Genomic DNA, 12,055 nt, shown 5'->3' with positions numbered 1-12,055 from the left:
TTCTCTCCTATTTATCTTGTAGTCGTTGTAAGACTGATTGATATGTTTGAACTAAATCGCCTTCATGCTTACGAAAGACATCTTTATCCATTGAATGATGGTCTGACTTATTCCATAAGCGACAATTATCGGGCGAAAATTCATCAACCAAAATAATTTCATTGTTGTATTCACCAAATTCCAATTTAAAATCAACTAAATCAAAATCGGCTTTTTCAAAAAATGGAATCAATAATTGGTTAATTTTCAAGGTTTCTTCTTTGATATATTCAATTTCAGCTTTATCAGCAATCTTTAACGCATGAATCTGTGATTCGTTGATAACTGGATCATCTAAAGCATCGCTCTTGTAATAAAATTCAATGATTGGGTCAGTTAATCTTTGACCTTCTTCAATACCAAACTTACGTACGAGCGAACCAGAAGTAATATTTCTTAAAACGACTTCCAATGGAAATACTTGAGTTTTCTTAACTAACTGTTCATGATCAGAAAGGTTTTTAACTAAATGAGTTCTAATACCATTTTCAATTAAGTAATTAAAAACTAACTGAGAAATCTGACAATCTAGTACACCTTTTCCCGGTAAGATTTCTTTTTTCTTACCATTTAAAGCAGTCGCTTGATCTTTATAAACGATTAACACTTCGTCATCATTGTCAGCTTGATAAACATTCTTGGCTTTTCCGGTATAAAGTAAATTATTTTCTGTCATCATTTACACATCCCAAATTGAATTATTTTCGATAGCTTCTTTTGTAGCTTGTAGATCAGAACTCAAAATTGTAATATGTCCCATCTTGCGGTTATCCTTCACAGCTTCTTTACCATAATCGTGGAAATGCCATTCTGGATGCTTAACTAATTCAGCTTTAGCATTCTCTAAATGTTGACCAAGTAAATTAACCATTGCTGCTGGCTGTAATAGTTCAATTTTGGGCATTGCTAAATTACAAACACCGCGGATATGGGCATCAAACTGCGAGATGTTACATGCTTCAATTGTTAAATGACCTGAATTATGAGGACGTGGCGCAATTTCATTTACAAATACCTCGTCATTACTAGATACGAAAAATTCAATACACATTGTTCCAACAAGTTCAAGTTTTTTAGCTAACCCTTCTCCAACTTGATAGATATGTTGTTCAACAGCTTCACTGATATCAGCGGGACAAGTACTCAAATGTAAAATATTGTGACGATGAACATTTTCAATTACTGGAAAAATCGAAGTTTCACCGCGACTATTTGCCGAAACAACTACTGAGACTTCCTTCTTCAAATTGATTTTCTTCTCTAACATACAAGGACCTTGCATGAGTAAGGCTTCAATATCGGCGTAGCAGACTTTTTCTGGATCATCAATCAAAATCTGGCCTTTGCCATCATAACCACCACGGATAGTTTTTAAAATAACTGGAGTTTGAAGTTTCTCAACACCACGATGATATTCAAAAATATTTTCAATCAGTAAATGTGGCACTACTTTAAAGCCACTAGTTTCAATAAATTCTTTTTCGGATACACGATTTTGGGTAACACTCAATGCCTTAGTTCCTTGAGGTACTTGAGTGTATTTTTTTACTTCATTGATGGCTTTGGCATCGACATTTTCAAATTCATAAGTCAATACATCGCAAGCCTTGGCTAATTCAATCAATTTATCCAAATCATCATAGTCAGCCACGATTTGACCATCTGAAACTTGAGCCGCTGGGCAATTTGGCTGTGGATCTAAAATGATTACCTTATATCCCATTTCTTTGGCTGAAAATGACATCATCTGACCCAATTGACCGCCACCGATAATGCCAATAGTTGCTCCTGGTAATAATGTCTTATCCAAGGTTTGCCCCACTTTCTACGGATTTATCATGCATTGCTTGAACGTAATCTGATAAATTCTTTTGATATGTTTGATTAGTTAATGCACAAATTTTCGTTGCTAGAATGGCAGCATTCTTGGCTCCTGCTTCACCAATGGAAACTGTTGCAACTGGTACGCCAGCTGGCATTTGGACAATTGATAACAATGAGTCCATACCTTTTAAGTATTTCGAAGGAACTGGTACACCAATTACTGGCAGACTAGTTGAAGAGGCAATCATTCCTGGTAAATGAGCTGCACCTCCAGCTCCAGCTATGATAACTCGATAATTTTCATGAGCTTGGTTAGCAAAATCTAACATCTCATGTGGCATCCGGTGCGCCGAAATCACTTTTGTTTCAAAACTAACTCCCAGTTGTGTCAAAACATCAAGTGTGTTTTGCATCACCTTTAAGTCAGAAATTGATCCCATAACTATTGCTACGTCGTGCATTCCTTTTTCCACCTTTCTCGCTTTGGTATTCAAAGTTTATCAGGGATTGAAAATACTTTCAATGCTAAATACGCATTTTAATCAATTATTTTTACCTATTGTTCGTATTTATCGTTTACATTTTGTATTTAATAATTATAAAAATATTAATAGTTCGTGTTTAGCTAAAGATTTATTTTTTGGGATAAAAAAATAAGCGGTACACATATAAAAATATGCATATCGCTTATTGGACCTGACTATTTGTTATTCTTTTGTGAATTCTTCATAGTATTCATTAATTGATTTAGCTTCTTTTGTGAAGGCTTTTGGCCCATTTGTGCCATCATTTGTCTGATCATATCAGCACTGATTGGTGGATTGTCTTGGAAGTATTTCTTCATGTACCATCTGGCAGCGAAGAAACCGCCGACTAAACCAACCAACAAAGCTATAACACCAACGACGATTGTTGTACCCATTTATGTTCTCACCCTTTCCATATACCTATTAATATTACAAAAAAAATTAGCTAATTGAAAGTCTAATCGTCACGTAATCCCTTTTTGCGTTGAATTTCTCGAACTTTTTCAGGAGTGACTTCATTTCCTTCTTTATCATACACTTGCAACATCTCAATTTGTGACTTAAATGCTGCTCGGAAGTTCTTCAAGTATTCCTTACGTAATTGTGCTTGTTGATCTTCCTCTTCTTTAGTAATAGTACCTGCTTTAGCCTTATGAGCTAACTCATTAATCTTCTTGAGCAATTCGTCTTGTTCGTTCATTATTTCAATTCCCCTCGATACAATCGAACACTTGTTTGAAACTGTATTCAAATTTTGATACAATCTATTTAAGATATTAACAATGAGGTGTTCTAATGTCAAAAGCTGAAGGCTCTAAACAGTCACAAATTTTACAATGCATTTATGATTATTTAGATGAACATGGATATCCGCCAACTGTTAGGGAAATCTGCGAAGCTGTAGATTTGTCTTCAACGTCAACGGTTCATGGTCACCTATCTCGTCTGGAGAAAAAAGGATTTATCCAACGTGATCCAACCAAACCTCGAGCTATTGAGCTTACTGGTGCTGGTTTAAATTCAATTGGTATTAAATCAAAGCAAATCCCTATCCTTGGTGCCGTTGCCGCTGGTCAACCAATTACAGCCGAAAGAAATCCTGATGGATACTTCCCTATTCCACCTGACTTGAATCGTGATTCTGGCGAATTATTCATGCTAGAGATTCATGGAGAAAGTATGATCAACGCGGGAATCTATGATGGCGACCACGTAATCGTTCATGAACAAAATTTCGCTAATAACGGTGAAATTATTATCGCTATGACTGAAGATATCGAAGCTACATGTAAGAGATTCTATCAAGAAAACGGACATTACCGCCTACAACCAGAAAACGATACAATGGATCCAATTATTTTAGACAACGTCGAAATTCTTGGTAAAGTTGTTGGATTATATCGTTCACAAATTTTTTAATAAGTGCCGCATTAAAAGCTAGATGTTTTTGCTGGATTTACCAGGAAAAAATATCTAGCTTTTTTTATTCGATTCTATAACCAAAACGGTTAAATATTTTACCTCTAAGAAGTTTACTTATGTTTAATGACACGTACTCGGTAAACTTCTTTAATCTTTTCTAACGCTGCTATTAAAGCACTTTGATTCTCTACTGGCAAGTCGTCTACATCAATAATAGTGTATGCGATTTTTTCTTTTGCGGCGTTAGACATCGTTTCAATATTGATACCCCTTGTCGCAATTTGTGTACTGATTTGTCCAACCATATTGGGAACATTTTGATGAATTACGGTTACTCGATAAGCCGTTTCAAATGGTATTTGCATATTTGGCAAATTGACACAGTTCGTTGTATCACCACTTTCCAAATAATCCATTACAGTATTGGCTCCTTGAATGGCCCCGTTTGATTCTGCCTCTAGAGTTGAGCCACCAATATGGGGTGTAATAGTAATATTGGGATGGTCTGCAATAATCGGTTCGCCAAAGTCCGTACAATAATGACTGATTTTTTGGCTACGAATGGCCTTAATAACAGCTTGGTTATCGACAATGCCAATCCTTGAATAATTGAATAAAACAACCCCGTCTTTCATTTCTGAGATCTCTTTAGTTGTTAAGAGATTAATTGTTTCATTATTCTTAGGCACATGAACAGTTACAAAGTCAGCTCCCTTAACAGCTTTTTTAATAGAATCCACCCGTTTAACTCGATTATTGATGCGCCAGGCAGCGTTAGCTGATAAGTATGGATCATAGCCGATAACTTTCATCCCTAAAGCTAAAGCTGCATTAGCGACCATTGAACCTACATTACCCAAACCTATTACAGCGATTCGTTTTCCTGCTAGTTCAGTTCCATTAAACTTAGTTTTATCTTTTTCCGTTCGTTGAGAAACATCAGCTTCAGTATGTCTATCAGAATAATCATGTGCCGCAAATAAATTCCGTGCGGTCGCAATCATTAGTGAAATGACTAATTCTTTAACAGCATTAGCATTACTGCCAGGAGTGTTGAAAACGGCAATTCCCTGTTCTGTTGCTCGTCCTAATGGCACATTATTAACACCTGCACCAGCACGAACAATTGTCTTTAAGCTTTCTGGAAAATCAGCTTTTAAAAGATTGACCGACCGGATTAAATAAGCATCCGGTTCATCAGTTTGATTAATGGTAAAGTCTTCTGTGAAAGTATCCAAACCGGCCTGAGCAATGGCATTAAAAGTTTTAACTGCATACATTAGTGTTTCCCCCTATAATTTTTTTCAAAATTTTTCAAAAAATCAACCAAGTGTTCAACCCCTTCATAGGGCATTGCATTGTACAAACTAGCTCTCATACCACCAACCAAACGGTGGCCTTTAATATTAACTAGTCCGCTTTCGGCCGCCTGACTAACCACTTGTTGATCAATTTCGGGATTACCAGTCACAAAGACAACATTTGTTAACGAACGGTCTTTTTTAATAACTGGTGCTTCAAACAATTTTGAATTATCTAAGAAATCATATAGTAAACCTGATTTTTGACGGTTACGATGTTCCATTTCATCAATTCCACCTTGATTTTTTAACCATTGAAGAACTAATCCTGCTGCATAAATTGCGAAAACTGGTGGTGTATTAAACATTGATTCCTTTTTTGCAAACAACTGATAATCAAGCATACTTGGTAAATTAGGTACTTTTCCAATCAAATCATCGCGAACGATTACAATAGTCAATCCGGCAATACCCAAATTCTTCTGTGCTCCGGCCATAATTGCTCCAAATTGTTTCACATCATAACGTTGACCCATAAAATTGGATGACATATCACCCACTAATTCAGTCGTATCGGTATTGGGCAACTGTGTATAGGCCGTACCTTCAATGGTATTATTAGTTGTGATATGCAGGTAATCATACGTATCTTTTTGAAGCTTTTCCAAACTTGGCAATTTAGTATAATGATCCTTTTCAGAAGAATCCAAGACATCAACTTTTACACCAACTCGTTTGGCTTCTGCTCCAGCACGTTCTGCCCAATGACCACTATCTAGCAAAGCAATCCGATGATATTTATTTGCCAAATTTAGTGGAGCCGCAGTGAATTGCAATGTACAACCACCTTGGAAAAAGAGCACTTGATAATTATCAGGTATCTTTAATAAGTCACGCATATCTTGTTGTGCCTTTTGGAAAATCTCTTCAAACAGAGCGGATCGATGAGAGATTTCCATAACACTCATGCCTGAATTTTTGTATGAAGGTAAATCATTTTTAATTTCTTGAATCACTTCAGCAGGCATCGTTGCAGGTCCAGCTGAAAAGTTATAAATTGTCATTTTTACCACTCCTTGAATTAAAATTAAGATAAAAAAAATCCCCACAGAATAGTTTCTGCGAGGAGTCAGTTTGCTTACAATTAATCAACCTCACAGATGTAAAATAGCTTTACATACATGAGGCTTTTACTAAGTCAATTAGTTAATAAGCCTACATGTATTATGTGTAGACTTAGAGGAGACTGTTAAAATATTCAAATTTAATTTTTTCATATTAAAATACCTCCAATTAACTTAAAGATACTTTAACATTTTTATTTTAATTGTCAACTAACTACGTTACAATTTTTTAATATAATATGCGTTGTGTTGGTTATATATATGCCGCCTCCAAGAGCAAGAAATTTAGGTCGCTATGGGGACCGCCGACAGCCTTACGTCTTTCGGCTCGCTTTTGAACCTCGCACAAATCGCGAGTTTCAAAAGTCGTCCCGTGGTGTAGGCGCTGAAGCGCCAACGCCACCTGCATAGCGACCTAAATTTCTTGCTCTTTCCGGCTAGTTTATTTTTTGGTTTGGAATCAATAGTAAATATTCTTTCTATTATTTTGGCATAGATTCCTAAAAAGATATGGTATGTAGTATATTCTGAATCTTTTGACTTCAAAATTAATTCCAAATCCATAATAAAAAAAACAACTAGTACACATTTAATACAATTATCAAAAGGAGCTCATATGACAGAATTTTACTTTATCCGTCACGGACAGACTGCTGCCAACGTGATGAAAATGAAACAAGGTACAATCAATACCGAAATGACTTATTTGAATGACAACGGTAAAAAACAAGCGCAACACTTGGCCGATAAATTTGATATTAGCTTTGCTGATAAAATTATTAGCAGTCCTTTGGAACGGACTAAACAAACTGCAAATATTTTAAACGCTAAAGCAGACTTACCTATTTTTTACGACAAACGTTTGTTAGAAATTTCTTATGGCGAATGGGACGGCCACAAAAACGCTGAGTTAAGGAAACTCCATCCTGATGCTTACAATAATTATTTGAATGACGTCCTACCGATTTATGTTAAATACGCCCCACATGGCGAAACTTTTGAAGATGTCATTAATCGCGTCCACGATTTTGTTACAGAGACGATGCAAAAATATCCTGACGATAAAATCATTTGCATCACCCACGGTTTCACTGTTAAAGCATTGGCCTTGGACGTTTTAAAACCACAGGACCCAATGACCTTACCTGAACCTCGCAATACTAGTGTAACTAAAGTCGTCGCCTTGCCAAACACCCAAGAATTTTACTTAGAGTACTACAATCAAATTTTCAACTAAAAATCACATCATCGTTGGTCTTGCAATCAACAGTGATGTGATTTTGTTTTTTATTAAATATTCAAAATAAAGAATAAATTAGCCAATATGTTTGAGTAAAACTTCCACAAATTGGCCCAATTCTGCTTCATTTTCAGCAGTAAATCGATTCAAAGATGGTGAATCAATATCCAAAACGCCTAATTTTTGACCATCTTTGGTAATTGGTACCACAATTTCAGAATTACTGGCACTGTCACAAGCAATGTGACCGGGGAATTCATGAACATTGGCTACACGATGAATTTGTTGATCTTTAAAAGCTGTTCCGACCACTCCGTTACCATTCTTAATGTGCATACAGGCTACCTTTCCTTGAAATGGTCCCAAATCTAACTCATCTGTTTTCTCATTGTATAAATAAAAACCTGCCCAATTTAAATCTTCGTACATGTCATTGATCAAGGCACTAGCATTAGCCAAGTTGGCAACCATGTTAGCTTCCTCAAAAAGTAGTGCATCCAATTGTTTATTTAATAGTGATAGTTCAGTCATAAAAAATCCTCCTCAAAAATATAGTTTCTCACAAATCAGTATTTCTTGATGCCATTTTGCTTAACAACATAACGACTAATAACACCACGCAAATCAAATTGAGCAATCAAGGTTGCTAAAATAATCAAGCTCCCTCCAATAATCAAATGTTGTGTCAAAGGTTCGACATGGAACAAAACTGATACCAAACTAGCAAATAATGATTCTGTCATCAAAACCAGTCCCGCGGTAACCGTATCAGTATACTTTTGACTCGTCACTTGAATAACTTGCGCTGCAAAAGTAGCAATCACTCCTAGATAAATCACTGGCCCAATCGCTACTGACCAATTGATCTGTGGTAGTTTTCCATAATCAATGGTCAACGCATATAAAGTTCCACAAATTGCTTGGACAAATCCAAGTTGAAAAGCGATAATTTGTGGCCGAGCATTTTTAGTCGCATACCCATAATAAGTCATTTGAAAAGCATAGAAAATGGCATTAAGCAACGTCAGGAAATCACCCATATGAAATTCAAAGCCAGTCGTAATAATACCTGTCAAAAATATCATTCCTAATAGGCAAAAGATAATAGACAAGTATATTTTTAATGGTGGCACACGTTTGAAAAACAGCCATGCAATAAACGGCAACAATATCACATAAATCGACGTTATAAAGGAGCTGTTGCTCGGTGTCGTATATTTTAAACCGGTCGACTGTAATTGTACGACCACGAAATTAAAAATGGCACAGACAGCACCTATTTTAAATTCTTGCCATGTCATCGTATTAATAACCTTCCGAAAAAAGATATAAACCAAAATGGCTGAAATCAAACCTCGCAGAGTATTAATAACTGATGGCGGCATGTTTGCGGCAATTGCCATTTTAATAAATGTATAACTGGTTCCCCACATAAAGGCAACTAATAATAGATTGCGGTTAGCTCTTGCTTGCCTCATCAAACCACCTGATTCGTTTCTTAATTGTTAATTATATTAATCTTTTTTTAATTTAGATTCAATATACAATTATTTATTATTTATATGCCGCCTCCAGGAGCAAAGAAATTAGGTCGCTGTGGGGACCGGCCTGAGCCAAGGTCTCAGGCCTCGACTTTGAACCTCGCAAAAACCGCGAGTTTCAAAGTTCGTCCCGTGGTGTAAGTGCTAAAGCACTAACGCCACCTTCACAGCAATCTAATTTCTTTGCTCCTTCCGGCTAGTTTATTTGTGGTTTTTTATACAAAATAATATTGAGACTGGAATATATGGTAGTTACTATCTTTATAATCTGAAAAATAGAGCAGCTTAACTAAAAACCTTGTACCTCTAAATCTTAGTGCAAGCTCCAAAATAATACTCTAACTAAAATCTTCTTTTTCTTTATCCCAATTGTAAATCAGCGGATTTCAGTGCTTGATCAACGACCCACATTACATCCTCACTATGTTGTAATCTTTGAGCTACCCCTACTAAGTCATTCTTCTGAATAATTTGTTCAAATTCGACAAATTCTTGATACATTCGATGTGGATAAATATTATGGTCAACTTTTTCTAATAATTTTTTATCTTTATCATAAACATCAAATGAACTCATCACGTTAGTGGGTCCATTAACTACAATTGTGCCTTTATTTCCCTGTAAAACCGTTTTACCAATTGGTGAAGCTGAATCTTTGGCTCCGATGGCTACTGCTTTAGTGTTTCCATAATCGAGCATTAAAATACCTGACGTATCTATTTCTCGTTCAATATTTGGCAAATATTGTACCGACTGTGGTCGACCTAGTAAACCTACGATAAAGTGAACATTATAAATATTTATATCCATCAATGCTCCGCCACCTTTTTTTGGATCAAAAGCTGGTAACACTTTGCCGGCTTCGAACGCATCATAACGTGATGAATATTGTGAATAATTACTTTCAATCAATTTCAAATCACCCAATTCAGGTAACTTTTTCTTCAAATCTAAGTAGTTTTGTAAGTACTGATTGGTAATTGCTTCTAACAAAATTAATCTTTTTTCTAAAGCTATGCGTTTTAAATCTAAAAATTCCGAATATTTAACTGTAAATGGTTTCTCCGAAATCACGTTCTTGCCGTTTTCCAAGGCTTTTTTAGCAAAACCGTAATGTAAGAAATTAGGCACTGCCACGTAGACGGTATCGAAATCACTGTCTAACAAAGCTGTCTCAAAATCAGTATAAACTGCTCCGATTTGATATTGGGCTTTCAATTCTTGTAAAGTATCTAAACTTCTCTTTGTCCCGATAATTGCTGTCAGTTCGGTATTTTTCAAATCTTTAGTGATTGTTAGAAAATCATGGACGATCATCCCTGAACCAATAATTGCTAATTTCATTTGAATCACTCCTCATCTTTGTTCTTAACCATTAAAACACGTTAAAATAGCTTTATCAGTAATTACTCGAACTTGGACAAATTGTTCCAAAATTATTGCTAAATAGCGCTTATTCTTGGAATATTTTTTCAATAAACTGCTGGAGGACACAAATGACAATCATCAACCAATTAACACAAGGACATAATTTTAATGGTTCTGAAAAACAAATTGCTAATTATATACTTAAAAATCAAGAACATGTCATCAACCAATCTATTCAAGAATTGGCCAGTGCCACATTTTCATCAACATCGACTATCGTTCGTCTGTGTCGCAAGATTGGTTTAAAAGGTTACAAGGATTTTAAAATTAAACTAGCCACTGAATTACAGCAACACTACAACGATATATCTACTATCAATCCTGATTTTCCATTTACAGAAGATGATTCAAATAAAGAGATTGCCCAGAAATTACTAGATGTAATGCAGAACTCGTTACTTCAAACTAGCCAGTTACTCACCAACAATTTATTAGAGCACGCCGTTCGCGATATTTTTCAATCTCATAAACTAGGAGTTTTTGCCTACGGTGATACTTATATTTCCGCACTGAGTTTTCAAAACAAATTGATGAAAATTAACTTACCTTGTAATTTACCAAGTCTCACAGATGAAAGTAAGTTTATGGCGGCCAATTATACCTCTAAGGATTGTGCCATTTTAATATCTTATAGTGGTCGAAGTAAAAGCACTTATCAAATAGCCCAAATATTACGTTTAAATGGTTGCAAAATAATTACTCTAACTTCTGATGAGAATTCCGAAATAGCCAAAATAAGCGACCTAATATTACCAATCGCCAACAATGAGAGTCAAAATGTTAAAATTTCTCCATTTGCGTCACAAGTGGCAATCGAATATGTTCTCAATACACTCTATTCGTGCCTCTTCGTTGCCAACTACGATACAAACCAACGCCACCGGATCGCATCAGAGAAGCTTTTTGAAAACTCAAGATTCAATGACTAAGGTAAATTATTTATCCGTAACAGAATAGATTCTTAGTCAGACTAAGAGGAATAAACTAGCCGAAAAGAGCAAGAAATATTTATTATCAATTAGTTGCAAGTTGCTAGAATATATGTTCGATTATGTTATGCTTGATTTGATTAATACATTTATAAAGGGGCATTAAATTATGAATATCTCACTTCTAAAAAATGTTACTAGAACAACCAATAAAATGGCTCTAAGTTTCTCAACTGACGGGCAAGCAAATGTGAAAATTGTTAACTTTGTTTGGTTCGAGAATAAACCAGATACGCTCTTTTTCTCATCTGTCAAAGGAACTGCTGGAACACGTGAGTACACTCAAGCACAAAGTGTTGCTTTTACAAGTATCCCTAACAGTGACATGATTGGAAATCCATACATCCGCTCACAAAATGTAACAATTCACCCTTCTAATACGACAATGAAAGAACTTTTACCCAAATATCTTGACTCGGTTCCCAACTATCAAAAAGTTTGGGATATGATTGGACCCAAATTAGAAGTTTTTGAATTGAAATTAGGCGACGTTTACGTTGACCCTGGTTTAGGAAAAGAAAAAATAACTTTGAAATTTTAGTTTCAAAATTCTTCGATTATAAAAACAAATAACACAAGCAACTCCGATTTTTGGATTGCTTGTGTTATTTGTTTTTATG

The 12,055-nt window shown here is 35.5% G+C and carries 14 protein-coding genes; 4 read left to right on the top strand and 10 right to left on the bottom strand.

Going from position 1 to position 12,055, the window contains the following annotated elements:
- Positions 1 to 7: 7 nt before the first annotated feature.
- The 5 genes from purC to D1B17_RS05150 form a co-directional block, all read right to left on the bottom strand.
- Positions 8 to 715, bottom strand: coding sequence for a phosphoribosylaminoimidazolesuccinocarboxamide synthase (purC, locus tag D1B17_RS05170; protein ID WP_120144265.1), 708 nt, complete (start codon positions 713 to 715; stop codon positions 8 to 10).
- 3 nt (positions 716 to 718) lie between these two features.
- Positions 719 to 1,849, bottom strand: a complete 1,131-nt coding sequence (gene purK / locus D1B17_RS05165; protein ID WP_120142725.1) for a 5-(carboxyamino)imidazole ribonucleotide synthase — start codon at positions 1,847 to 1,849, stop codon at positions 719 to 721.
- A complete protein-coding gene (gene purE, locus D1B17_RS05160; RefSeq protein WP_120142726.1) occupies positions 1,842 to 2,324 on the bottom strand; it encodes a 5-(carboxyamino)imidazole ribonucleotide mutase in 483 nt (160 codons plus the stop codon). The genes purK and purE overlap by 8 nt, the downstream gene beginning before the upstream one ends.
- Positions 2,325 to 2,563: 239 nt before the next feature.
- Positions 2,564 to 2,785 (bottom strand): YneF family protein, encoded by a 222-nt coding sequence (locus tag D1B17_RS05155; RefSeq protein WP_057891338.1) that lies wholly within the window; start codon positions 2,783 to 2,785, stop codon positions 2,564 to 2,566.
- Between the two features lie 62 nt (positions 2,786 to 2,847).
- A complete protein-coding gene (locus D1B17_RS05150) occupies positions 2,848 to 3,090 on the bottom strand; it encodes a DUF896 domain-containing protein (RefSeq protein ID WP_120142727.1) in 243 nt (80 codons plus the stop codon).
- A 95-nt stretch (positions 3,091 to 3,185) separates the two neighbouring features.
- On the opposite strand from D1B17_RS05150, the gene lexA reads away from it, so the two are divergent.
- Entirely contained in the window at positions 3,186 to 3,809 is a 624-nt protein-coding gene (lexA, locus tag D1B17_RS05145; RefSeq protein ID WP_120142728.1) for a transcriptional repressor LexA, read from the top strand.
- A 113-nt stretch (positions 3,810 to 3,922) separates the two neighbouring features.
- Here the strand turns inward: lexA and D1B17_RS05140 are convergent, their stop codons facing one another.
- Together D1B17_RS05140 and serC are read right to left on the bottom strand one after the other, a co-directional pair.
- On the bottom strand, positions 3,923 to 5,092 hold the full coding sequence (locus D1B17_RS05140; protein ID WP_120142729.1) for a phosphoglycerate dehydrogenase: 1,170 nt from the start codon (positions 5,090 to 5,092) through the stop codon (positions 3,923 to 3,925).
- Positions 5,092 to 6,177 carry a 3-phosphoserine/phosphohydroxythreonine transaminase gene (serC, locus tag D1B17_RS05135; protein WP_120142730.1) on the bottom strand — a complete coding sequence of 362 codons (1,086 nt, stop codon included), beginning with the start codon at positions 6,175 to 6,177 and terminating at the stop codon, positions 5,092 to 5,094. The genes D1B17_RS05140 and serC overlap by 1 nt, the downstream gene beginning before the upstream one ends.
- A gap of 676 nt (positions 6,178 to 6,853) precedes the next feature.
- On the opposite strand from serC, the gene D1B17_RS05130 reads away from it, so the two are divergent.
- Positions 6,854 to 7,474, top strand: a complete 621-nt coding sequence (locus tag D1B17_RS05130) for a histidine phosphatase family protein (protein WP_120142731.1) — start codon at positions 6,854 to 6,856, stop codon at positions 7,472 to 7,474.
- A 78-nt stretch (positions 7,475 to 7,552) separates the two neighbouring features.
- On the opposite strand, the gene D1B17_RS05125 is transcribed toward D1B17_RS05130, so the two are convergent.
- The 3 genes from D1B17_RS05125 to D1B17_RS05115 form a co-directional block, all read right to left on the bottom strand.
- On the bottom strand, positions 7,553 to 8,008 hold the full coding sequence (locus tag D1B17_RS05125) for a GAF domain-containing protein (RefSeq protein ID WP_120142732.1): 456 nt from the start codon (positions 8,006 to 8,008) through the stop codon (positions 7,553 to 7,555).
- Positions 8,009 to 8,043: 35 nt separating this feature from the next.
- The gene (locus D1B17_RS05120) at positions 8,044 to 8,955 is read right to left on the bottom strand and encodes a DMT family transporter (protein WP_120142733.1); all 912 of its coding nucleotides are present in this window, start codon (positions 8,953 to 8,955) and stop codon (positions 8,044 to 8,046) included.
- 423 nt (positions 8,956 to 9,378) lie between these two features.
- Entirely contained in the window at positions 9,379 to 10,362 is a 984-nt protein-coding gene (locus tag D1B17_RS05115) for a Gfo/Idh/MocA family protein (RefSeq protein WP_120142734.1), read from the bottom strand.
- 152 nt (positions 10,363 to 10,514) lie between these two features.
- Here D1B17_RS05115 and D1B17_RS05110 point away from each other — a divergent pair, with 152 nt between their 5' ends.
- Both D1B17_RS05110 and D1B17_RS05105 read left to right on the top strand, forming a co-directional pair.
- Positions 10,515 to 11,375, top strand: a complete 861-nt coding sequence (locus D1B17_RS05110; protein ID WP_120142735.1) for a MurR/RpiR family transcriptional regulator — start codon at positions 10,515 to 10,517, stop codon at positions 11,373 to 11,375.
- A gap of 169 nt (positions 11,376 to 11,544) precedes the next feature.
- Entirely contained in the window at positions 11,545 to 11,976 is a 432-nt protein-coding gene (locus D1B17_RS05105; protein WP_120142736.1) for a pyridoxamine 5'-phosphate oxidase, read from the top strand.
- The last annotated feature ends 79 nt before the right edge of the window (positions 11,977 to 12,055 follow it).

Origin of the sequence: Companilactobacillus zhachilii, from assembly GCF_003606365.2 — a bacterium.
Classification (GTDB): domain Bacteria; phylum Bacillota; class Bacilli; order Lactobacillales; family Lactobacillaceae; genus Companilactobacillus; species Companilactobacillus zhachilii.
This window is presented reverse-complemented; position numbering and strand designations above follow the sequence as displayed.